General features: G+C 40.2%; 18 protein-coding genes. 10 read left to right on the forward strand and 8 right to left on the reverse strand.

Features of this window, described 5'->3' with window-relative positions; translation table 11 throughout:
• Positions 1-183 precede the first annotated feature (183 nt).
• Positions 184-7,224, forward strand: coding sequence for an SIALI-17 repeat-containing surface protein (locus QEZ38_RS05245; RefSeq protein WP_281335233.1), 7,041 nt, complete (start codon positions 184-186; stop codon positions 7,222-7,224).
• 324 nt (positions 7,225-7,548) lie between these two features.
• Here QEZ38_RS05245 and QEZ38_RS05250 read toward each other — a convergent pair whose 3' ends face one another.
• Positions 7,549-8,394 carry a MurR/RpiR family transcriptional regulator gene (locus QEZ38_RS05250; RefSeq protein ID WP_281335234.1) on the reverse strand — a complete coding sequence of 282 codons (846 nt, stop codon included), beginning with the start codon at positions 8,392-8,394 and terminating at the stop codon, positions 7,549-7,551.
• A 174-nt stretch (positions 8,395-8,568) separates the two neighbouring features.
• On the opposite strand from QEZ38_RS05250, the gene pbp2b reads away from it, so the two are divergent.
• From pbp2b to rpsI, 8 genes are all read left to right on the forward strand, one after another.
• Positions 8,569-10,626, forward strand: coding sequence for a penicillin-binding protein PBP2B (pbp2b, locus tag QEZ38_RS05255; protein WP_281335235.1), 2,058 nt, complete (start codon positions 8,569-8,571; stop codon positions 10,624-10,626).
• 10 nt (positions 10,627-10,636) lie between these two features.
• A complete protein-coding gene (recR, locus tag QEZ38_RS05260) occupies positions 10,637-11,233 on the forward strand; it encodes a recombination mediator RecR (protein ID WP_000966747.1) in 597 nt (198 codons plus the stop codon).
• Positions 11,234-11,412: 179 nt separating this feature from the next.
• Complete coding sequence (locus tag QEZ38_RS05265; protein WP_281335236.1) at positions 11,413-12,456, forward strand: D-alanine--D-alanine ligase; 1,044 nt, start codon at positions 11,413-11,415, stop codon at positions 12,454-12,456.
• Between the two features lie 53 nt (positions 12,457-12,509).
• Positions 12,510-13,883 (forward strand): UDP-N-acetylmuramoyl-tripeptide--D-alanyl-D-alanine ligase, encoded by a 1,374-nt coding sequence (locus QEZ38_RS05270; protein WP_281335237.1) that lies wholly within the window; start codon positions 12,510-12,512, stop codon positions 13,881-13,883.
• Positions 13,870-14,481, forward strand: a complete 612-nt coding sequence (locus tag QEZ38_RS05275) for an NUDIX hydrolase (RefSeq protein WP_281335238.1) — start codon at positions 13,870-13,872, stop codon at positions 14,479-14,481. Before QEZ38_RS05270 ends, QEZ38_RS05275 begins: the two co-directional genes overlap by 14 nt.
• Positions 14,482-14,601: 120 nt before the next feature.
• Positions 14,602-15,309, forward strand: a complete 708-nt coding sequence (locus QEZ38_RS05280; protein WP_281335239.1) for a YwaF family protein — start codon at positions 14,602-14,604, stop codon at positions 15,307-15,309.
• Between the two features lie 159 nt (positions 15,310-15,468).
• Positions 15,469-15,915, forward strand: a complete 447-nt coding sequence (gene rplM, locus QEZ38_RS05285) for a 50S ribosomal protein L13 (protein ID WP_001044622.1) — start codon at positions 15,469-15,471, stop codon at positions 15,913-15,915.
• 18 nt (positions 15,916-15,933) lie between these two features.
• The gene (gene rpsI, locus QEZ38_RS05290) at positions 15,934-16,326 is read left to right on the forward strand and encodes a 30S ribosomal protein S9 (RefSeq protein ID WP_002893764.1); all 393 of its coding nucleotides are present in this window, start codon (positions 15,934-15,936) and stop codon (positions 16,324-16,326) included.
• Between the two features lie 117 nt (positions 16,327-16,443).
• Here rpsI and QEZ38_RS05295 read toward each other — a convergent pair whose 3' ends face one another.
• From QEZ38_RS05295 to QEZ38_RS05325, 7 genes are all read right to left on the reverse strand, one after another.
• Positions 16,444-17,661, reverse strand: a complete 1,218-nt coding sequence (locus QEZ38_RS05295) for a site-specific integrase (RefSeq protein ID WP_281335240.1) — start codon at positions 17,659-17,661, stop codon at positions 16,444-16,446.
• Between the two features lie 66 nt (positions 17,662-17,727).
• Complete coding sequence (locus QEZ38_RS05300) at positions 17,728-17,991, reverse strand: helix-turn-helix domain-containing protein (protein WP_075228872.1); 264 nt, start codon at positions 17,989-17,991, stop codon at positions 17,728-17,730.
• A gap of 13 nt (positions 17,992-18,004) precedes the next feature.
• On the reverse strand, positions 18,005-18,658 hold the full coding sequence (locus tag QEZ38_RS05305) for a replication protein (protein WP_075228871.1): 654 nt from the start codon (positions 18,656-18,658) through the stop codon (positions 18,005-18,007).
• A gap of 202 nt (positions 18,659-18,860) precedes the next feature.
• Complete coding sequence (locus tag QEZ38_RS05310; protein ID WP_281335241.1) at positions 18,861-19,391, reverse strand: hypothetical protein; 531 nt, start codon at positions 19,389-19,391, stop codon at positions 18,861-18,863.
• A 72-nt stretch (positions 19,392-19,463) separates the two neighbouring features.
• Positions 19,464-20,552 (reverse strand): cell division protein FtsK, encoded by a 1,089-nt coding sequence (locus QEZ38_RS05315; protein ID WP_281335242.1) that lies wholly within the window; start codon positions 20,550-20,552, stop codon positions 19,464-19,466.
• On the reverse strand, positions 20,552-20,866 hold the full coding sequence (locus tag QEZ38_RS05320; RefSeq protein ID WP_180364485.1) for a hypothetical protein: 315 nt from the start codon (positions 20,864-20,866) through the stop codon (positions 20,552-20,554). The genes QEZ38_RS05315 and QEZ38_RS05320 overlap by 1 nt, the downstream gene beginning before the upstream one ends.
• Positions 20,867-20,954: 88 nt before the next feature.
• The gene (locus QEZ38_RS05325) at positions 20,955-21,206 is read right to left on the reverse strand and encodes an RNA polymerase sigma factor (protein ID WP_281335243.1); all 252 of its coding nucleotides are present in this window, start codon (positions 21,204-21,206) and stop codon (positions 20,955-20,957) included.
• A gap of 836 nt (positions 21,207-22,042) precedes the next feature.
• Between QEZ38_RS05325 and QEZ38_RS05330 the strand changes: the two genes are divergently transcribed.
• Positions 22,043-23,071 carry an LPXTG cell wall anchor domain-containing protein gene (locus tag QEZ38_RS05330; RefSeq protein ID WP_281335244.1) on the forward strand — a complete coding sequence of 343 codons (1,029 nt, stop codon included), beginning with the start codon at positions 22,043-22,045 and terminating at the stop codon, positions 23,069-23,071.
• Positions 23,072-23,248: the final 177 nt, after the last annotated feature.

Genomic DNA, 23,248 nt, shown 5'->3' on the forward strand with positions numbered 1-23,248 from the left:
AATTTTTGCTAGTTTGAGCCTTATTTTATTTCCAAAAAATGTAAGCGATTTCCTCATAAGAGCTTGCCCAAAAATAAATAGCTCAGGGAAAGAATTTTAAGCTAGGGAATCAAACAAAAAATGTCGCCAGCTAAAGCTGGGCTTGGGCAGTAGCTGACTGCTCTAGAATAGTAGGAGTATTTGATGAAACAATATTTTTTAGAAAAAGGTAGAATATTTAGTATTCGTAAACTGACTGTTGGTGTTGCTTCTGTAGCAGTCGGTCTTGCTTTTTTTGCATCTGGTAATGTTGCGGCTAGTGAACTTGTGACAGAACCAAAACTTGAAGTAGATAGTAAAGCAAAAGAAGTGGCAGATGTAGATCATAAAAAAGAAGAAGCAGTCAAAGAAGAAGTAACTGAAAAAACAGAACCTGCTGTCGAGAAGGTGGCAGAGGAAGGAAAGACTGCTGAAGTGGCTGGTGATTTACTCCCTGAAGAAATTTCTGATCGTGCTTATCCTGATACTCCAGTGAAAAAAGTCGATACTGCAGCTATTGTATCAGAAAAAGATAGCCCACAAGTAGAGACTAAGAGCATTTTGAAACCTGCAGAAGCAGCTCCATCTGAAGCTGGAAAAGAAAATAGAGCCATTATCAATGGCGGACAAGACCTTAAGCATATCAATTATGAAGGTCAACCAGCTACATCTGCTACTATGGTTTATTCAATCTTTAGCTCACCTTTGGCCAATGGCGGTAGTCAGCGATACCTTAACTCAGGTTCAGGTATCTTTGTTGCTCCAAATGTCATCTTGACAGTGGCCCACAACTTCTTGGTCAAGGATGCGGATACTAATGCTGGCTCTATCCGTGGTGGTGACACGGCTAAGTTCTATTACAATGTAGGTTCAAATACTGCTAAGAATAATTCTTTGCCAAGCTCAGGAAATACTGTTTTGTTCAAGGAAAAAGATATTCATTTCTGGAATAAAGAAAAATTCGGTGAAGGCTATAAGAATGACCTAGCCTTGGTTGTAGCTCCAGTTCCACTTTCAATTGCAAGTCCAAATAAGGCAGCTACCTTTACTCCTTTAGCAGAACATCGAGAATACAAAGCTGGAGAACCTGTTAGCACCATCGGTTACCCTACAGATTCAACTTCTCCAGAATTGAAGGAACCAATTGTTCCAGGTCAATTGTATAAGGCGGACGGTGTTGTTAAAGGTACTGAAAAGTATGATGATAAGGGAACAGTTGGTGTCACTTATCGTTTGACTTCTGTATCAGGTCTTTCAGGTGGTGGGATTATCAACGGTGATGGTAAGGTCATTGGGATCCACCAACGTGGTACTGTCGATAATGCGAACATTGCTGAAAAAGATCGCTTTGGAGGAGGGCTTGTCCTCTCACCAGAACAATTGGCATGGGTCAAAGAAATCATTGACAAGTACGGTGTCAAAGGTTGGTATCAAGGCGATAACGGCAATCGTTATTACTTCACTCCAGAGGGAGAAATGCTTCGAAATAAGACAGCTGTTATCGGTGAAAACAAATATTCCTTCGATGAAAGTGGTGTAGCAACTCTCCTTGAAGGTGTTGAATATGGACGAGTTGTTATCGAACACGTAGACCAGAAAGATAATCCAGTCAAAGAAAACGATACTTTTGTTGAAAAGACAGAAGTTGGAGCTCAATTTGACTATAACTATAAAACAGAAATTGAGAAGACTGACTTCTACAAGAAGAACAAAGACAAATATGAGATTGTCTCAATTGATGGCAAAGCTGTCAACAAGCAATTAAAAGATGCTTGGGGAGATGATTATAGCGTTGTGAGCAAGGCTCCTGCAGGAACTCGCGTCATCAAGGTTGTTTATAAAGTCAATAAAGGTTCCTTCGACATTCGTTACCGCTTGAAAGGTACAGATCAAGAATTGGTACCTGCAACTGTGGACAATAATGAAGGTAAAGAATATGAAGTTTCCTTTGTCCATAGATTCCAAGCTAAAGAAATCACGGGCTACCGTGCAGTAAATGCAAGTCAAGAAGCTACCATCCAACACAAAGGAGTGAATCAAGTTATTTTTGAATACGAAAAAATTGAAGATCCAAAACCAGTAACACCAGTCACTCCAGCAGTTGATCCAAAAGATGAAGAAACAGAAATTGCTGCTTACGGACCACTGCCAAGCAAGGCCCAATTGGACTACCACAAGGAAGAATTGGCTGCCTTTATCCACTATGGTATGAATACTTATACCAACTCTGAGTGGGGAAATGGTAGAGAAAATCCTCAAAACTTTAACCCAACTAACCTTGATACAGACCAGTGGATTAAGACTTTGAAGGATGCTGGGTTCAAACGAACAATCATGGTTGTCAAACACCATGACGGTTTTGTGATTTATCCATCTAAATACACAGACCATACGGTAGCTGCAAGTCCATGGAAAGACGGTAAGGGAGACCTTCTCGAAGAAATCTCTAAATCAGCAACGAAATATGACATGAATATGGGTGTTTACCTATCACCATGGGATGCAAATAACCCTAAATATCATGTTTCAACTGAAAAAGAGTACAACGAATACTACCTCAACCAGCTCAAGGAAATCCTTGGCAATCCTAAATACGGAAATAATGGTAAGTTTATCGAAGTTTGGATGGACGGAGCGCGTGGTAGCGGAGCTCAAAAAGTAACCTACACCTTTGACAAGTGGTTCGAGTACATCAAGAAAGCTGAAGGAGATATCGCTATCTTCTCTGCTCAACCAACAAGTGTACGTTGGATTGGTAATGAACGTGGGATTGCCGGTGATCCAGTTTGGCATAAGGTCAAGAAAGCTAAAATCACTGACGATGTGAAGAATGAATATCTCAACCATGGCGATCCAGAAGGAGATATGTACTCTGTCGGTGAAGCAGACGTTTCTATCCGTTCAGGTTGGTTCTACCATGACAATCAACAACCAAAATCAATCAAAGATTTGATGGATATCTACTTCAAGTCTGTTGGTCGTGGAACGCCGCTTCTTCTCAATATTCCACCAAATAAAGAAGGTAAATTTGCAGATGCAGACGTGGCTCGCTTGAAAGAATTCCGCGCAACCTTGGATCAAATGTATGCGACTGACTTTGCTAAGGGTGCAACTGTAACGGCAAGCTCTACTCGTAAGAATCACTTGTATCAAGCAAGCCACCTAACAGATGGTAAGGATGATACTAGCTGGGCACTAGCAAATGATGCTAAGACAGGTGAATTCACTGTCGATCTTGGTCAAAAGAGACGCTTTGACGTGATTGAACTCAAAGAAGATATCGCTAAAGGTCAGCGTATCTCTGGATTCAAGGTTGAAGTTGAACTCAATGGCCGTTGGGTACCATACGGTGAAGGCTCAACTGTTGGTTATCGTCGCCTTATCCAAGGTCAACCAGTAGAAGCACAAAAGATTCGTGTGACTATTACTGGTGCGCAAGCGACTCCTATTTTGACAAACTTCTCTGTTTATAAGACTCCAAGCAGTATCGAGAAGACAGATGGTTACCCTCTAGGATTGGACTACCATTCAAATACAACAGCAGATAAAGCAAATACAACTTGGTATGACGAATCTGAAGGTATCCGCGGAACATCTATGTGGACTAACCAAAAAGATGCAAGCGTAACTTACCGTTTCAACGGAACTAAGGCTTATGTCGTATCTACAGTGGATCCAAACCACGGTGAAATGTCGGTTTACGTTGATGGTCAAAAGGTTGCAGATGTACAAACCAATAACGCAGCTCGAAAACGTAGCCAGATGGTTTATGAAACAGATGACTTGGCTCCAGGTGAACATACCATCAAACTCGTTAACAAAACTGGAAAAGCTATTGCAACTGAAGGTATCTACACGCTCAACAATGCTGGTAAAGGTATGTTTGAGTTGAAAGAAACTACCTATGAAGTTCAAAAAGGTCAACCAGTTACTGTAACCATTAAACGTGTTGGTGGTAGCAAGGGAGCTGTGACAGTTCATGTTGTGACTGAGCCAGGAACAGGGGTTCACGGTAAGGTATATAAAGATACAACGGCTGATTTGACCTTCCAAGATGGTGAAACAGAAAAGACTTTGACAATTCCGACAATTGACTTTACGGAACAAGCTGATTCAATCTTTGACTTTAAAGTGAAAATGACTAGCGCTTCAGACGATGCCTTGCTTGGATTTGCAACTGAAGCAACTGTTCGAGTAATGAAGGCTGAATTGCTTCAAAAAGATCAAGTAAGTCACGATGATCAGGCCAGTCAACTTGACTATAGCCCAGGTTGGCATCATGAAACCAATTCTTCTGGCAAATACCAAAACACTGAGTCTTGGGCATCATTTGGTCGTTTGACTGAAGAGCAAAAGAAAAATGCTAGCGTAACAGCTTACTTCTACGGAACAGGTCTTGAAATCAAAGGTTTTGTTGATCCTGGACATGGTATCTACAAGGTAACTCTGGATGGTAAAGAACTTGAGTATCAAGATGGTCAAGGAAATGCCTCTGATGTCAATGGCAAGAAGTACTTCAGTGGTACAGCAGCTACACGTCAAGGCGATCAGACTCTCGTTCGTTTGACTGGGCTAGAAGAAGGTTGGCATGCTGTAACCTTGCAATTGGATCCAAAACGAAATGATATTACGAGAAACATTGGTATCCAAGTTGACCAGTTCATCACTCGTGGTGAAGGTAGCGCTCTTTATACCAAAGAAGAGTTGATCCAAGCTATGAAGAATTGGAAGGATGAGTTGGTTAAATTTGACCAAACAAGTTTGAAAAATACTCCAGAGGCGCGTCAAGCCTTTAAGTCAAACTTGGACAAATTATCAGAACAACTTTCAGCAAGTTCTGCAAATGCACAAGAAGTTCTGAAAACAGCAACAGTTCTGCAAACGATCCTTGATAAGGAAGAAAACTACGGTGTCGAAGAAACACCAGCACAGCCGGAAGAGCCTAAGATTGACTATGATAAGGCTATGGCAAGTCTGGCAGAGGCCATTCAAAACAAGAGCAAGGAATTAGGCAACGATAAAGAAGCTAAGAAGAAACTAGTTGAGTTGTCCGAGCAAACAATCGCAGCGATTGAAGCAGCTAAGACTCAGGATGCGGTAGACAAAGCCTTGCAAGCAGCTTTAACTTCTATCAACCAACTTCAAGCGACTCCGAAAGAGGAAGTAAAACCAGAGCAACCAGCCCAACCAGAAGAGCCTAAGATTGACTATGATAAGGCCATGGCAAGTTTGGCAGAGGCTATTCAAAACAAGAGCAAGGAACTAGGCAACGATAAAGAAGCTAAGAAGAAACTAGTCGAGTTATCAGAGCAAGCAATCGCAGCGATTGAGGCAGCCAAGACTCAGGATGCAGTCGATAAGGCCTTACAAGCAGCTTTAACTTCTATCAACCAACTTCAAGCGACTCCAAAAGAGGAACCAACACCAGAGCAACCAGCTCAACCAGAAGAGCCTAAGATTGACTATGATAAGGCCATGGCAAGTTTGGCAGAGGCTATTCAAAACAAGAGCAAGGAACTAGGCAACGATAAAGAAGCTAAGAAGAAACTAGTCGAGTTATCAGAGCAAGCCATCGCAGCGATTGAGGCAGCCAAGACTCAGGATGCAGTCGATAAGGCCTTACAAGCAGCTTTAACTTCTATCAACCAACTTCAAGCGACTCCGAAAGAGGAACCAAAACCAGAGCCACCAGCACAGCCGGAAGAGCCTAAGATTGACTATGATAAGGCTATGGCAAGCTTGGCAGAAGCTATTCAAAACAAGAGCAAGGAACTAGGTAGCGATAAAGAAGCTAAGAAGAAACTAGTTGAGTTGTCCGAGCAAGCAATCGCAGCGATTGAAGCAGCTAAGACACAGGATGCGGTAGACAAAGCCTTGCAAGCAGCTCTAACTTCTATCAACCAACTTCAAGCGACTCCGAAAGAGGAAGTAAAACATTCAAATCTTCCGACTGAAGGAGATAAGGTCTTAGTTCAAACGCAACCAAGCCTTGAAGTAACGACAGAATCAATCGCCTTTAATACTGTTCGTCGTGAGAATGCCTTCTTAGCCAAAGGCAAGGAACAAGTTGTTTCAGAGGGCAAAGCAGGTCAAGTAACGACTTATATAGAAGTAGATGGAGACACACGTAAGACAGTTAAGGTTGAACGTGAAGAAGCTCAAGATCGTGTCATCGAAGTTGGTACTTTTGAAGGAACATCTGTGCCAGGTGATGGCGTTAAAGAATTGAGCTTTAGTCAGCCAAGCCTTGAAGTTGTTGAAGAAGCTCTCGGATTTAAGACAGTGAAGCAAGATGATCCAACACTTCCAGAAGGTGAAACTCGAGTAGTTCAGGCTGGTCGTAAAGGTAAAGAACGCGTCAGCATAGAAGTAGCATTGGATGGAAGTCGTACTGAAAAACTTCGCGAAGTTGTGGAAGCACCGCGAGATGAGATTGTGCTAGTCGGAACTAAGAAAGTTGAATCAGGTAAAACAGATCCAGCGATCCATGAAGTAGCAGAGTTCACAGGTGGTGTCAATGGAACAGAAGCAGCTAGTCATGAACTTCCAGAATTTACTGGTGGAGTAAATGGCTCTGAAGCAGTTGTTCGTGGAGAAGATCCAGAGTTCACAGGTGGTGTCAATGGAACAGAAGCAGCTAGTCATGAACTTCCAGAATTTACTGGTGGAGTAAATGGCTCTGAAGCAGTTATTCGTGGAGAAGATCCAGAGTTCACAGGTGGAGTAAATGGTTCAGAAGTGGCTAGTCATGAACTTCCAGAGTTTACTGGTGGTGTCAATGGAGCAGAAGCGGCTAGTCATGAACTTTCAGAGTTCACAGGTGGTGCCAATGGAACAGAAGCAGCTAGTCATGAACTTCCTGAATTTACTGGTGGAGTAAATGGCTCAGAAGCAGTTGTTCGTGGAGAAGATCCAGAGTTCACAGGTGGTGTCAATGGAGCAGAAGCAGCTAGTCATGAGCTTCCAGAGTTTACTGGTAATGTCAATGGAGCAGAGGCAACTGTCCATGAGCTCCCAGAATACAAGGATGAGCAGTTACATGTAGCTCAGGCTATGTCACAAGACAAGACTTATCAAGTACCTGCAAATCGTCAAGATATTCTCCCTGAAACAGGCGCAAAAGAAACTGCTACCCTTGCAAGCTTGGGAGCTGTAGGAGCACTTCTTGGATTAGCTGCAATGGGAAAGAAAAAAGAAGACGAATAGAATCTGTCAAACTCAAGAAACACTTTTGAGAAAGTATAGATTTCGTGGGAAGTTATTGCAGAATAGTAGCATTGTTTAAAGAAACTGCTGTAATAACTGTCCAAACTTTAGAGATTGGAACCAATAACTAATCTCAATTATAAAAAGCGAGCAAAACGAGTTTTCTGATAAACAGAAGCTGGTCTTGTTCGCTTTTTTATATCAAGAATCAGGTGTAAAGTTCTATGTGCATAAGTCATCAGTTATAGGACTTGAGCAAACTAAAAACCAGCGACTTTAATCGCTGGTTACTCATATGCTTGTTTACTTGATAGGGATGAAGGCTTATCTAGACCTTCTATTTCTACGATAGCCATTTAGTTTTTTATTTTCCCAATAACTGTTAAAGATTTTTTCTTTACTCTCACGGTCAATTTCTAGGAAATAAGCATAGAGTAGATCAATTAAGATCAACATAGGAAGTTGGGCAGAAATGCGTTGGATATAGGAAGCCTGACTCTGGCTTGCTACCAGTACAGTTTCTGTAAATTCCTGAGTTTCCTTGCTAGGCGTACTAGTAAAAAGAACAGTTTTAGCCCCCATATCTTGAGCGTCTAGTAGACTGTCAATGATGGATGGAGTTGTTCCTGAAAGGGAAAAGCCAAAGACCAAACATTTTTCATCGATGATACTGGTTGTCCAGGCGAAACCATCTGGATCTGTCAAAGCCTCACAAACGACTCCAAGTCTCATGAAACGCAATTTCATCTCACGCGCAACGAGGCCAGAACTTCCAGTGCCAAAAAAATAGACGCGTTCTGATTGATCAATCATTTGGGCAATGCGCTCCAGTTGGTCATCATCAATCAATTCTTGTGTCATTTCTCGGATGTTTGTATAGCTCCTCAAGACTCTTTGGGTCAAAGGATTCATATCCTGTTGTGGGACGGAAAGGGTATCTTTTTGTTGTTGGTATTTGAAAATAAATTCCCGATAACCCGTAAAGCCACATTTTTTGGCAAAACGAGTGAGAGCCGCCTGAGAAATATGAAGTTTTTGAGTGACCTGCTGAGAAGACAAGTCATCGTGAATGGTATCTGCCTGCAAAAAATAGCGGGCAATCTCTTGCTCTAAATCGGTCATTTCTTCAAAGTGAAGATCAATAATCGTAGAGATATCTTGCTTGTTCATGGGCCTCCCTTGTAGTTATTGGTTAAAATTTTTATCAATGAAATCTATAAAATAGCGCTTACTTTAATTATACCACAGTTGCTTTGTTTTTTGGATAAAAAGGAAAAGTCTTTTCTTTTTCCATAATTTTCTCTTTAAATTATGGTACAATGAAGAGTAAGATTTTGATTAGAAATGAGACTACTTTGTATGAGAAAATTTAATAGCCATTCGATACCGACTCGGCTTAATTTATTGTTTGCAATCGTTATTTTGCTCTTCATGACCATCATTGGTCGCTTGCTCTATATGCAATTCGTAAATAAGGATTTCTATGAAGCCAAGTTAGCGTCTGCTAGCCAGACGCGGGTTACAACGAGTTCTGCTCGTGGGGAAATCTACGATGCTACAGGAAAACCTTTGGTAGAAAACACAGTCAAACAAGTGGTTGCTTTTACACGAAACAACAAGATGACGGCTGCAGATTTAAAGGATATTTCTACTAAACTTTTAACTTATGTGACGGTATCCTCTCCAGATTTGACAGAACGTCAAATTGCTGACTATTATCTAGCTGATCCAGCAGTTTATAAAAAAACGGTAGAGGCCCTACCCAAAGATAAGCGTTTTGACTCAGATGGTAATCAACTTTCTGAATCGGATCTTTATAACAATGCTGTTGAGAGTGTTAGCTCTAGCCAAACTAATTATACAGAGGATGAAAAGAAGGCTATTTATCTCTTTAGTCAGCTCAATGCAGTTGGAAATTTTGCAACAGGCAATATCCAAACAGATCCTTTAAGTGATACTCAAGTCGCTCTAATCGCCTCTGCATCTAAAGAGTTGCCTGGGATTAGCATCTCTACCTCGTGGGATCGCAAGGTCCTTGAAACCTCTCTTGCTTCTATAGTGGGAAGTGTTTCAAGTGAAAAGTCAGGTCTTCCAGCTGAGGAAGTAGATGCCTATCTAAAAAAAGGTTATTCTCTCAATGACCGTGTTGGAACCTCTTACCTTGAGAAACAATATGAGGAAGTCCTACAAGGGAAACGTACTGTTAAGGAAATTCATCTCGACAAACATGGAGATATGGAAAGTGTAGAAAATATTGAGGAAGGTAGCAAGGGTAAAAATATCAAACTGACCATTGATTTGGCCTTCCAAGATAGTGTGGATAGCCTTCTGAAAAGCTATTTTAATTCTGAGCTTGCTAATGGAGGTGCCCAATATTCGGAAGGTGTCTATGCGGTTGCCCTCAATCCTAAGACAGGAGCTGTTCTAGCCATGTCAGGGATTAAGCACAATCTGGAATCTGGTGAATTGACTCCAGACTCACTAGGTACAGTGACCAACGTTTTTGTTCCAGGATCTGTCGTTAAGGCAGCTACCATCAGTTCAGGTTGGGAAAATGGGGTCTTGTCAGGAAATCAAACCTTGACAGATCAACCAATCGTCTTCCAAAGTTCTGCCCCTATCAATTCCTGGTATACCCCTTATTATGGTTCTTTTCCGATTACAGCCGTTGAGGCCTTGGAGTATTCATCCAATACTTACATGGTTCAAACTGCCCTCGGCATCATGGGGCAAACTTATCAGCCGAATATGACAGTGGGAACCAACAATCTTGAATCTGCCATGGGAAAACTTCGTTCAACCTTTGGTGAATATGGTTTGGGCGTGTCAACAGGAATTGACCTACCAGATGAGTCAACAGGGTTTATTCCTAAAGACTACGATTTGGCTAACTATCTAAATAATGCCTTCGGACAGTTTGACAACTACACGCCGATGCAGTTAGCTCAGTATGTAGCAACGATTGCCAATAATGGTGTCCGCTTAGCTCCTCATATCGTGGAAGGAGTCTACGACAACAACGAACAAGGTGGTCTAGGAGAACTCATTAAGCAAACGGACAGCACAGAAATGAATAAGATTAATATTTCTGAGTCTGACATGTCTATCTTGCAACAAGGCTTTTACCAAGTATCGCACGGGACAAGTGCTCTCACGACAGGTCGCGCCTTTTCAAATGGGGCAGCAGTCTCTATCAGTGGGAAAACCGGTACAGCCGAAAGTTATGTCAATGGTGGTCAAAATTCCGACAATACCAACGCTGTGGCCTATGCACCGACAGATAATCCGCAGATTGCGGTTGCGGTAGTATTCCCGCATAATACGAATCTAACTAATGGTGTTGGACCTTCGATTGCTCGCGACATTATCAATCTATACAACCAACACCATCCAATGAACTAGAAAGGAAGCCATGCTTTACCCAACACCTATAGCTAAGCTGATTGACAGTTATTCTAAACTTCCAGGTATCGGGATTAAGACAGCTACCCGACTGGCCTTTTATACCATTGGGATGTCGGATGATGACGTCAATGAATTTGCAAAAAATCTTCTTGCAGCCAAGCGAGAATTGACCTATTGCTCTATTTGTGGGCGTTTGACAGATGATGATCCTTGTTCCATCTGTACTGATCCTAGCCGTGACCAATCAACTATCTTGGTTTTGGAGGATAGTCGCGATGTCGCTGCTATGGAAAATATCCAAGAATACCATGGACTATATCATGTCTTACACGGTTTGATTTCCCCTATGAATGGGATTAGTCCTGACGATATCAATCTCAAAAGTCTCATGACACGTCTCATGGATAGCGAGGTTTCAGAGGTCATTGTAGCCACCAATGCGACAGCTGATGGTGAGGCGACTTCTATGTATATCTCTCGACTTCTTAAACCTGCAGGGATCAAGGTTACTCGTCTAGCACGAGGTCTAGCAGTGGGAGCTGATATCGAGTATGCGGATGAAGTAACACTCTTAAGAGCCATTGAAAATCGTACAGAACTCTAGTCTGTAAGATTGACGATAGAGGCAATGAACTAGCAGCAGATAATCATTTAAAAGTACAAAGAGCCTGAATCCCATTTTGATTCAGGCTCTTTTCTTGTTTTTTGCTGTACAAGTTTAAAAAAAGAGACAAATGTGATATACTAAAGGACGAGTATTCTATTAGAATTGGAACAAATCATATGAAACAAACAATTATTCTATTATATGGTGGACGCAGTGCAGAACGTGAAGTGTCTGTCTTGTCAGCTGAGAGTGTCATGCGTGCGGTCAACTATGATCGTTTTGCAGTCAAAACCTTCTTTATCAGCCAGTCCGGTGATTTCATCAAAACCCAAGAATTTGCCCAGACTCCTGGACAAGATGAACGTCTCATGACCAATGAAACGATTGATTGGGACAAGAAAATTGCTCCAAGTGCTATCTACGAAGAAGGAGCCGTTGTCTTTCCAGTTCTTCATGGACCTATGGGAGAAGATGGTTCTGTTCAAGGTTTCTTAGAAGTCTTGAAAATGCCTTATGTTGGCTGTAACATCCTATCTTCAAGCCTTGCCATGGATAAAATCACAACTAAGCGCGTTTTGGAGTCTGCTGGGATTGCCCAAGTTCCTTACGTAGCTATCGTTGAAGGAGATAATTTGGCTTCTAAGATTGCAGAAGTAGAAGAAAAATTAACTTATCCAGTCTTTACCAAACCATCTAATATGGGTTCTAGTGTTGGTATTTCTAAGTCTGAAAATAAAGAGGAACTCCATCAAGCTCTAGAGCTTGCCTTCAAGTACGATAGTCGTGTCTTGGTAGAACAAGGGGTAAATGCCCGTGAAATCGAGGTTGGACTTTTAGGAAACTATGGTGTCAAGAGCACTCTTCCTGGTGAAGTTGTCAAAGACGTAGCCTTCTATGACTATGATGCCAAATATGTCGATAACAAGATTACTATGGATATCCCAGCAAAGATTAGTGATGACGTGGTAGCTGTCATGCGTCAAAATGCAGAAACGGCCTTTCGTGCTATCGGTGGACTTGGATTGTCGCGTTGCGACTTCTTCTATACAGATAAGGGGGAAGTTTTCCTAAATGAGCTAAATACGATGCCAGGATTCACCCAATGGTCTATGTATCCCTTACTTTGGGACAATATGGGGATTAGCTACCCAGAACTAATCGAGCGTTTGGTGGAACTTGCCAAAGAAAGCTTTGACAAGCGTGAAGCGCACCTATTGTAAAGACAGACATAAGGGCAGGAAGGGACTCCTCGCCCCTTTTTAAAGGAGTAAACATGAAACTTACGATTCACGAAGTTGCGCGTCTTGTTGGTGCTAAAAATGACGTATCAGTCTATCCGGATAGTCCGCTAGTTAAGGCAGAATTTGATAGTCGCTTGATTGCTGAGGGGGATTTGTTTATTCCTCTCAAGGGAGCGCGTGATGGTCATGATTTTATCGAGACAGCCTTTGAAAATGGCGCTGCTGTAACTCTATCAGAGAAGGAAGTAGAAGGTCATCCCTATATTCTAGTAGATGATGTTTTAACTGCTTTTCAAGTTCTCGCAGCCTACTACCTTCAAAAGACCGGTGTAGATGTCTTTGCCGTTACAGGTTCGAACGGTAAGACTACTACCAAAGATATGTTGGCCCATTTGCTTTCTACAAGCTACAAAACCTACAAAACACAAGGGAACTATAATAACGAGATTGGCCTTCCCTACACGGTTCTCCATATGCCGGATGATACCGAAAAGCTGGTCTTGGAAATGGGACAGGATCACCTAGGAGACATCCATCTCTTATCTGAACTAGCTCATCCAAAGACAGCTATTGTGACTCTGGTCGGAGAGGCACATTTGGCCTTCTTCAAGGACCGTTCTGAAATTGCCAAAGGGAAATTACAGATTGCTGATGGAATGGAGAACGGTGGCTTGCTCTTGGCGCCAGCTGATCCTATTGTAGAGGATTATCTACCTACTGACAAAAAAGTGGTTCGCTTTGGCCCAGGTGCAGAACTAGAAATTACAGAATTAACTGAGCGTAAGGATAGCTTGACTTTCAAGGCTAATTTCTTGGAGAAATCCCTTGATTTGCCAGTAACAGGTAAGTACAATGCGACTAATGCTATGATTGCATCTTATGTTGCTCTTCAAGAAGGAGTGACTGAAGAGCAAATCCGTCAAGCCTTCCAAAATCTTGAATTGACCCGTAATCGTACCGAGTGGAAAAAAGCTGCCAATGGGGCAGATATCCTATCAGATGTTTACAATGCTAATCCAACAGCTATGAAGTTGATTTTAGAAACTTTTTCAGTTATCCCCGCTAATGAAGGTGGCAAGAAACTCGCAGTTCTGGCGGACATGAAAGAACTTGGAGGCCAGTCTGTTCAACTTCATAATCAAATGATTTTGAGCATTACACCTGATGCCCTTGATACTGTTATTTTTTACGGTGAAGACATTGCTGAATTGGCTCAATTAGCCAGTCAAATGTTCCCAATTGGTCATGTGTACTACTTCAAGAAAACAGCCGATGAGGACCAGTTTGAAGCTATGGTTAAGCAGGTCAAGGAAAGTCTTGGCGCACATGACCAGATTCTGCTTAAAGGTTCGAACTCTATGAATCTAGCCAAGCTAGTAGAAAGTTTAGAAAATGAGCACAACTGATTTCGCCAAAGCTATTCAGAGAATGTTAGCTATCACTGATACTGGGTTGACCTATTCAAAGGATTCTTATGACCGTGAACGTTATGAGGATTTACGTCAGATTTTATGGAGTGTCTTGCAGGATCAAACGGAGCTCGATCAAGAGGAATTGACTGCAATTTTAAAACCAACAGGTAGCTATGCAACTCCCTTGATGGATGTAAGGGCATGGATTGTTCAAAATCAGAAGATTTGCCTGGTTAGAGGACAAGGAGAGGATACTTGGGCATTACCTGGTGGCTTTGGTGAAGTAGGTTATTCGCCTAAGGAAAATATCCGAAAAGAAGTTCAGGAAGAAACAGGCTTTTCGGCAGAAGTAGGCTCTTTATTGGCGGTTTTTGATACCAATCGCTTTCAACTTCAGAACAAACAGTATGCCAAGTTCGTCTTTGACTGTCAGTTATTGGATGGACAATTTCAAGAAAATCAAGAAATTGCAGAACTTGAATTTTTTGATATCAAGAATCTCCCACCCCTATCTGAAAAACGAATAACCCAAGAACAAATGGAAATTCTATGGCAGGTCTATCAGGGTGAGCGGGAACAATATGTCGATTAGAAGCTTTGTTTTATATTAAGATCGACAGTTTCTTTTACACAAAATTATAAGAAATAAATGTAAGCTAGGCTCTATAAAAATCAGTAAGAGATTGGCTTATATGAAAATGAGGAAAGTTACATGAATTTTTGGGAAGCTTTATTTAGTACGCAGCCGACGGAGCCACCCCAGTTTGACCTTCTTTGGTATGGAAGTCTATTTACCTTATTAGCATTGACTGTGTTTCTTGCCTATCGTTATGGTGAGAAAAAGGCCTGTCAGCGATTTTTCCAGATTTTACAGGCGGTACAGCTAATCCTGCTCTACGGATGGTATTTAGTAAATCAGATGCCTCTAACTGAAAGTCTACCCCTTTATCATTGCCGTTTGGCTATGTTTGTAGTGCTTTTGACCCCGGGTGTCTCTAGAGTCAAACAGTATTTTGCTGTATTGGGAACCTTTGGAACTTTGGCAGCTTTTATTTATCCAGTGCCAGATCCCTATCCCTTTCCCCACATTGCCATCCTGTCCTTTATTTTCGGACACTTAGCTCTCTTTGGAAATTCCTTGATTTATCTCCTGAAGGACTACGATGCTAGTTTACTGGATTTCAAACGAATCCTAATTATCACGTCTTCGCTCAATGCTTTGATTTTCGTGATTAATTTAGTAACAGGTGGAGATTATGGATTTTTGACAAGACCACCATTGGTTGGAGACCACGGTCGTTTGATCAATTATCTAGTGGTAACGCTATTCTTGACTTGCGCTATTTACTTAGTCTCTAAAATTTTTCAGACAATCCTTCAGGATCAGGCAGAAAAAAGGTTGAAAATCTGGCAGAAATAAAAAAATATTTTCCCAATCTCTTGACTTTTATCTGAGAATTTTGATACAATAGTAGACGGTATTGTTTACCCCATTTGTAAGGCCCCGGAACCTTTCAAATAACTTGCGGACCGGAACATCCGCCCTGTAAACAAAAACGATATTCATATAGGAGAAATCATGAACAAAACTACATTCATGGCTAAACCAGGCCAAGTAGAACGCAAATGGTACGTTGTTGACGCAACTGATGTACCTCTTGGACGCCTTTCAGCAGTTGTTGCTAGCGTACTTCGCGGAAAAAACAAACCAACATTCACACCACACACTGATACAGGTGACTTCGTAATCGTTATCAATGCTGAAAAAGTTAAATTGACTGGTAAAAAAGCATCTGATAAGATCTACTACACTCACTCAAACCACCCAGGTGGATTGAAATCAATCTCTGCTGGTGAACTTCGTTCTAAAAATGCAGTTCGTTTGATCGAGAAATCAGTTAAAGGTATGCTTCCACACAATACTCTTGGCCGCGCTCAAGGTATGAAATTGAAAGTATTCGTTGGAGCTGAGCACACTCACGCTGCACAACAACCAGAAGTTCTTGATATTTCAGGACTTATCTAAGGAAAGGAACAATAAAGTATGTCACAAGCACAATATGCAGGTACTGGACGTCGTAAAAACGCTGTTGCACGCGTTCGCCTTGTTCCAGGAACTGGTAAAATCACTGTTAACAAAAAAGATGTTGAAGAGTACATCCCACACGCTGACCTTCGTCTTGTAATCAACCAACCATTCGCAGTTACTTCAACTGCAGGTTCATACGACGTTTTCGTTAACGTTGTAGGTGGTGGTTACGCTGGTCAAGCAGGAGCTATCCGTCACGGTATCGCTCGTGCCCTTCTTCAAGTAGACCCAGACTTCCGCGATTCATTGAAACGCGCAGGACTTCTTACACGTGACTCACGTAAAGTTGAGCGTAAGAAACCAGGTCTTAAGAAAGCTCGTAAAGCATCACAATTCTCAAAACGTTAATCAATACGATACTATCAACGTTTCAAAGCACGCAAAAGTTTACCTTATGGGTGCTTTTTTCGTGTTTTTTTAAAAAGTTTACCTCAAAGTTCACCTTATTTTCACCTTATTTTCACCTTATTGATTTAGAGATTCTAAAGCTAATGCACCAACTGCAATAGGAACTACATTCGAAGTATTGACATAAATCTGTGTTGTACCTGTGTCGCTATGTGTTAGAGCTTCGGAAATAGCTTCTAAGCTCATTCCTGCCTGTTTAGCGAGTGTTGCTCCCGTATGACGTAGTTTATGTGGTGTAGCGTGTGTAAGTTCTGGGTGTCGCTTTCTGATAGTTTTCATCTTATTATTGAGATAGTCAGAGTGTAAAGGTTTATTGATGTTTCCTCTGGTATCTATGTAAGTGAAGATGAATTGTTCCGGATTAGTGATGATACCAAACTTTGCTAGTTCATATTTTTGTTGTTTTTTCCATAAGGTTAGAAGTTGAAGCAAGTCGCTAGAAATAGAAAAGATAGTTTTTTTATTTCCTTTGGTAGATTTTACTTGTCCATATCTATCTAAAGCCTGAATTAACTGAATCTGAGATTTTGAAAAGTCGATATGTTTCCACTGGAGAGCATATGTTTCTGATTTTCTATCTCCAAGGAAAAAAGTGAGATAGAAAAGGACATAATCTTTAAGGGTTATTTTATCATTCTCTAAATCTTCTTGAAATGCTGAGAACCATTCTTGGAGTTGTTCATGAGTTAGATATAAATCTTCCTCTCTCTTTGCCTCTGCAAGTTGAATCTTTTTAGTGGCTTTTATTCTTCTTAGTATTTTTGCAACTTTATTAGCTTCTATATACTCAAGTTCTTCTGCCCAATCAAAAATGGAAATCACATAGCTACGTAAAGATTTGAAGTTGGCATATTCATTAGCCTTAGATGTCATTAGATTTAGGATAACTTGCTTATTTTGATTTAGAAACTGTATCGTATAGTTTCCAAGAAGTGGTAGTATATGTTTTTCAAAACATGTTTTGGTATTAGCAACTGTTGACCTGTTTGGTGGCTTAGAAGTAGATGTAGTTTGTCCTGCTTTATAAGAGTCCCACCAGATATTGTTATAGAAGTCTGAGAAAAGAATATCTCCTTTTGCTAGTCCTGTAAATTCATTATCTTCTATTTGATTTAACTTGGTAAGCAAGTCTATTTCAGCTTGCCTTGCCTCCTTTCTAGTTTTAAATCGCTTATCGTAATAATTGCTATTAACAATACCAAGTGGCATTCGTGCTTCAATTGGGATATAGACTTTTAAGCGATAAGTTCCGTTTTTTGTCTTACTGATAGTCATGATATTCTCCTTGTGTATCGAACCAGAAAATATCATGACTATTATAAAACAAAAATCTTGATATTTCTAGTTATGTAAGTTTAGCCATTGATCGATAGCGTCTTTATGGAATCGAATCGTTTTACCGATTTTGATTTTGGGTAAGCCTTTTACAATCCAAGAATCCAGTGTATTATTTGATATACCTAAATAGTTACAAGCTTGTTGTTTGTTCAAATAGGGACTATCGATACCGCTCTTGTTTAATTGCTCTCTGATTTCTTTATTTATAAGATTAGAGAGTAAAAGTTGAATTTGTTGAATTTGTTCATCTGGTAAGATTACTTGCATAGCTTTTCCTCCATTATACTTCTATTGAAGTATTGTTTGATATGACGTCACTAGTTTCATTAGGAGTATTCGTCAAGGAATTTTCTGATGAAGTTATTTTACTTTTGTCTGTGCTATACCTTCGTGAATCTAAATATTTGGCGAAAAAGTATGTTTTATCTACGATAAGCCTTAATAAGCTCGGATTTTCTTCTCTCGCATATCTAACCAAATGATTAAACTCTGTGAAATTCTTCTTGTCTATCACGTCAATAATAGTTGATAGAAAATCATCGTTGTTATTGTTTATGAGGAATTTGTCTAATTCAAATCCGCATCCGGTCTCTATGTCTTTAATATCGTACTGACTTTTCTCAGGATTCTCTGCGTGGACAAAGTAGTCATACATCCCCTTGGGAGACATAATAGGCTCTACATGGGCAGGCCCCTTTAATTTATCCTTGATGAGTTCAGATACTTGAGAATAACTTTTGAGTGAATCAAAGAAAAAGGCACCATGTTTATGAGCTTTTTTAAGCTCCCCTGTTTTTCTATTAACATCTTTATCGTGCCAAGGGGATAAGATAAAGGGAATATGAAGACCTTCAAGGATTTCTAAATAGTCTTCAGGGGCGCTTTCTCTGTAGAAAAGAAAAGCCCATTTATTGGAACGTTGTTCTTTTGACATATGCAACATACCTCGCTTTCAAATTGTATTACTATCTATAAGGAGATTTAGAAGGGTTCTTTCGGAAGGTGGAAGACGTTTTTTTGATATTTTTGTGATTATTGATTATTGGACTAACGGGGTCGTAGTAACCCGTTAGTCCATATACCAAGCAGACGGGCGCTAGGTGGCGTTCACTTCGTGCGCCATAGCGCCCGTCCTATCATTTACGTCTTGTTCCGATAAAGTAGAAGTCCATGCCCTTTCTTTCAGGTCTTGAAAAATAATAGTCAGGATTGCGACTAGAAATTTCTTCACTGATGATTGTTTCTAAATCTTTTAGAATTCTAATGGCTTGTTGAGATTTGGGGACAGGAATAATCAAGGTTGTGCTTTCCTCTCGTATATCTACAACCACTTTCTGAATCGCTTTATTGAACTGTCTGTTGATAAGGTTGTATCTCTTTACATTTCCTTGCTCGCTTGTGCTTACCGTTTCTGAGTGTTCTCTTTGAATCAGAAAAAGACGAAGAGAAAAGGTCTGTATGATGGATTTAAAGAGGTTAATTATTCTATCTTCACTCTGGCGTATCTTGATTTCATAGCCAAGCAATCCAAAGAATAAGAGAAGGGACAAGAAAGAAATAGATGAGCTGATAAAGTGAAGTAAATTCAGGAAGTCAAACAGAGATGTGAAATAGATACTGTTTTCCAAGGGATTCATTCCAAGCCTCAATAAGATTGAAATAAGCATAGATAGGATTCCTACTATAAAAAGGGTAGTTGCTGGATGTATGTTTTTTTGAAAATTCGTTTTTTTCATAGTCTATAAAATTCCTTTCGTGGTGTAATAGGTGGGGCAGAGGAGGGGGAGAACTTGATAGGGATGTTCGTTATCAATGATTTGAATTAAGCCAGTTCCTTTTCCGATTGGAATAACAATGCCTTCTGGGTCAAGGTTGGGAAACAAAAACTGTGTGGTCTTTTTATTAATGTTTCCAATTTGTATCAGAACATTTAATTGTTCTCGAACAGAAACTGGTATGGTAGTATGGTCAAAGCGTTGACTGACTAGAAGTAAATGAACTCGTGTGGCTCGTCCCAGTAACGCGATTTGAGACAATAAAGAGAAGAAGGAATCTTTTATGGTTTTATTGACCCCTTCTGACAAGGCAAGGACTTCATCAATGACAATAGTCAAGTGCTTAAACTCATATCGTGGATTTTCAAATAAAATCCCTTGCCTTTTATGGATGAGTGTCAAACACTGGCTCAAACTTTCGTTAATTTCTGACACAAAATCAGACTTAGAACGGTTTTCATGGGGATGAATGACAGGGATTTGGTGTTCTCTTGACCAACGTGATGGTGTATCAAATTTAGGGTCAATGATAATCAAGTCTGAGAAGTTTCTGAGGACACTTAAAAGGTATGTAAGCGCATAGCTTTTCCCACTACCTGAATTTCCTGCAATCGCAAGTGATGTTACCTTATCATAGTTAATGGTTAGATTTTTCATGATAGGAATATTATTGCCCTTTAGAGATGAGGCAAATGTTTCAAGGTCTGGAATAACCAAGCGTTCCGAAACTCCTCTTTTCCATGGGAAGAATAAGCCTCGCTGAACATGAATATCCTCTGCCTTTAATGCGACAAAGTAAGCCGAATTTTGCTTTAGTAATGTATACTGTGGATATAATGACGCATTAGCAATTAAGAAAATCTTCTGATACAAGTCATCATCAATGATAAAGCCACAAGGAAGGCGAGGGACAAAGATAAAACCGTCTTCTTTGACAAGAATGTTAAAAGAGTTGGTGTAGGATGTTTCACCCTGTAAGACAGAGCCCAAACCCATATTTAGGCTCTGCAACAGGTATTGTTCCAACTCTCTTTGTGTGAGAGTTGAAACCATTAGTTCACCTCTTTCAATCCGTCAGCTTTGAAGTAGACATTGTAGTTAACTTCGCATGCCATTAGACTTTCAAATGAAACCAGAGATAGGTAGTCTGGTAGTTCAGGTGCTTCTGTAAATTTCACTTGAAAAGGAGGGAGACCTTTTTGTCCAAACCAAGCTTTATAAGCGACAATTTCCCCTGTCGGTTTATTGTTTTCGTACTTTTGTTGGGGTTCGAGTTCGTCACTCAGTAAGTAGATAGGAGCGTTGAGGTCAACGTATTGTTGGGCGATGTGTTTTGAGTAACCGCCTTTGCGGTGTTGTGGTTTAATTTTCATATGGATAGACCTTTCTATAAGCAAATTTAAAAGTGAGAAGAAACAAGCTCGGTTTTATGTCATGAGCTGGACAGTTCTTTATTTATTCTTCAAGATTTTCCCTCAGAAGTTTGAGTGATTTTTCTAGCCTTCTTTTGACTGTTTTGTCACTGAGGTGAACTTCTTCAGCTAATTGAGTAAAATTCTTATCTTCAAAGAAGTAACCATAGATAATGCTTTGTACGATATCGTCAAACTTATCAATTGTCTGATAGACAATCTTCATATCTTCTTCATAAATAAGTAACTCAAGAGGACTGGAGTGTCTGGAATTGTCAGGTAGAAAGTCAAGCATTTCTTTCCTCTTATAGATGAAGTTGAGGCTGAGTTTTCCATGATACCTGTCTTTCCTTTCTGCGTTATCGAATGGTAATGATAAAAGATGGACAACTCTTTTCCAGTTGTCACGTTCAGCCGCTTCCTTAATTTTTTTTCTCTTCGGATAGCGACCTTGTCAGGTTTGGGTTGTTTTGAATTTTCTTTTGCCATGATTCTTTACCTTTCTTATGGACAAAAATAGTTAACGTGTTCTTGCTCGGTTTAACATCATGAGCTGGATGGCTGTTCTTGTTTATAAGGAGATTTTTTGGGAGTTTTCGGACTAAAAAGTGAAAAAAGTTCAGAAAAAACAAAAAATCCCCCACAACACTTGTGGGGGGAGGGTAGGGCAAAGATTTGTAACTGAAATTTAACTTGACAGAATCTTGATTTTGGAGTATAATTCCCTTTAGGGAATAAACAATTGAAAATAAATTTTTTTTTATGAATAAATTGGTGTTTGAGGTGAAACCTCATTATTCTTATAATTCGTGTATACGAATTATAAGTTTGAAGTAGGAGAGATTCCCGCGTTTTAGGAATTTTTGACTAAGCCTCAGGCTTTTTTTTTATAAATTTTAACTATTCTCACATTATGATGTTGTCCTGTTTGTTTTCTTAACAAATGTTGCATTTAAGGGTATTATAGGAATGATAATATAAACTAGGAAAATGTTGTTTTTAAAGTACTTTAAAATTAGATGAAATAAGCGGTGCCCCAACTACTATTGAAGAGAAATACTACATAAAATAGTTTTAAAAAACTGTATAATATGATAAAATAGGACTATAAAATTATCAAAAGGAGTTTATATGATGGAATCAAACGCACAAGGCCATGGCGCCATCAAAAAAGCGGTTATTTCAACGCTTGCAATCTCGGCTCTTGGGGTAACTACTGGGGTATCTGCTAATGAGACTGAGGTAGCAGTTAATGAGCCAGCAACAAAAGTAGTTGCCAATAACGAGGTTGTTGCTAAAGTTCCTACTCAAGCTGATGTTGATAAGGCTAAGGCTGAGTCAGACAAGGCTAATCAAGATGTAGCTAAACAAAAAGAAGTTGTTGCATCTGCGGAAGCAAATATTGCCACTGCTAAGAAAGAGTTGGCTCGCCTAGAGGGTATCGCAGAAGTTAAGGCTCGTGGGTATGAGAACTTCAAGCAACTCAAAGCCGAGCATGACGCATACCTTGCTGAACAACAACGCTTGCAAGCTTTGAAAGAAAAAGAAGAGGAAATTCGCAAGGCGGGTGACGCATCTGGAAGGGCTGGTAATGGTGCGGTTGTTGCTAAGGACGAAATAGTTCCTAAAGTTCCTAGTCAAGCTGATGTTGATAAGGCTAAGGCTGAGTCAGACAAGGCTAATCAAGATGTAGCTAAACAAAAAGAAGTTGTTGCATCTGCGGAAGCAAATATTGCCACTGCTAAGAAAGAGTTGGCTCGCCTAGAGGGTATCGCAGAAGTTAAGGCTCGTAGGTATGAGAACTTCAAGCAACTCAAAGCCGACCATGACGCATACCTTGCTGAACAACAACGTTTGCAAGCTTTGAAAGATAAAGCAGATGCAATCCGTAAGGCAGGTGGTCAACCTAAAGAAGTTACTGACGCTAACGGTAAAGTAGTTGACATCGTAGATGCTAAGGCTCAAAATAAACCTGTAGTTGCGACAGTGGGAACTAAAGACGATAAAACATATCAAGCTCCTGCACAAGCTACAAATGCAAAAGCAGAACCTAAGAAACAACTTCCAAATACAGGAACGAAGGATTCAGGACTTTTAGCATTGCTTGGAGCAAGTGTTGGACTATTTGCTTTAGCTGGAAGACGAAAATACAATAGATAAAAAGAAAGAGGCTCTTTGTCAACTGTAGTGGGTTGATAAAAAGTTATAACGGCTCTTTGTCAACTGTAGTGGGTTGATGAAAAGTTATAACCTGGAGAGGACCAACATGGTTCTCTCCTTTTTGATGTTCAAAGCAATGAGGATTCTAGTTTTAAAGTTTTCAAAGTTCCGGAAGCC

This window comes from Streptococcus taonis (assembly GCF_029948085.1).
Taxonomy (GTDB): domain Bacteria; phylum Bacillota; class Bacilli; order Lactobacillales; family Streptococcaceae; genus Streptococcus; species Streptococcus taonis.

Excerpts from the sequence above, each read along its gene's own strand:
- QEZ38_RS05245 (WP_281335233.1), top strand. The coding sequence starts at position 184 with ATGAAACAATATTTTTTAGAAAAAGGTAGAATATTTAGTATTCGTAAA.
- QEZ38_RS05315 (WP_281335242.1), bottom strand. The coding sequence starts at position 20,552 with ATGGTTTCAACTCTCACACAAAGAGAGTTGGAACAATACCTGTTGCAG.
- rpsI (WP_002893764.1), top strand. The coding sequence starts at position 15,934 with ATGTCACAAGCACAATATGCAGGTACTGGACGTCGTAAAAACGCTGTT.
- QEZ38_RS05305 (WP_075228871.1), bottom strand. The coding sequence starts at position 18,658 with ATGTCAAAAGAACAACGTTCCAATAAATGGGCTTTTCTTTTCTACAGA.
- recR (WP_000966747.1), top strand. The coding sequence starts at position 10,637 with ATGCTTTACCCAACACCTATAGCTAAGCTGATTGACAGTTATTCTAAA.
- pbp2b (WP_281335235.1), top strand. The coding sequence starts at position 8,569 with ATGAGACTACTTTGTATGAGAAAATTTAATAGCCATTCGATACCGACT.
- rplM (WP_001044622.1), top strand. The coding sequence starts at position 15,469 with ATGAACAAAACTACATTCATGGCTAAACCAGGCCAAGTAGAACGCAAA.
- QEZ38_RS05330 (WP_281335244.1), top strand. The coding sequence starts at position 22,043 with ATGATGGAATCAAACGCACAAGGCCATGGCGCCATCAAAAAAGCGGTT.
- QEZ38_RS05265 (WP_281335236.1), top strand. The coding sequence starts at position 11,413 with ATGAAACAAACAATTATTCTATTATATGGTGGACGCAGTGCAGAACGT.
- QEZ38_RS05300 (WP_075228872.1), bottom strand. The coding sequence starts at position 17,991 with ATGCAAGTAATCTTACCAGATGAACAAATTCAACAAATTCAACTTTTA.
- QEZ38_RS05295 (WP_281335240.1), bottom strand. The coding sequence starts at position 17,661 with ATGACTATCAGTAAGACAAAAAACGGAACTTATCGCTTAAAAGTCTAT.
- QEZ38_RS05280 (WP_281335239.1), top strand. The coding sequence starts at position 14,602 with ATGAATTTTTGGGAAGCTTTATTTAGTACGCAGCCGACGGAGCCACCC.
- QEZ38_RS05250 (WP_281335234.1), bottom strand. The coding sequence starts at position 8,394 with ATGAACAAGCAAGATATCTCTACGATTATTGATCTTCACTTTGAAGAA.
- QEZ38_RS05270 (WP_281335237.1), top strand. The coding sequence starts at position 12,510 with ATGAAACTTACGATTCACGAAGTTGCGCGTCTTGTTGGTGCTAAAAAT.
- QEZ38_RS05310 (WP_281335241.1), bottom strand. The coding sequence starts at position 19,391 with ATGCTTATTTCAATCTTATTGAGGCTTGGAATGAATCCCTTGGAAAAC.
- QEZ38_RS05275 (WP_281335238.1), top strand. The coding sequence starts at position 13,870 with ATGAGCACAACTGATTTCGCCAAAGCTATTCAGAGAATGTTAGCTATC.
- QEZ38_RS05325 (WP_281335243.1), bottom strand. The coding sequence starts at position 21,206 with ATGCTTGACTTTCTACCTGACAATTCCAGACACTCCAGTCCTCTTGAG.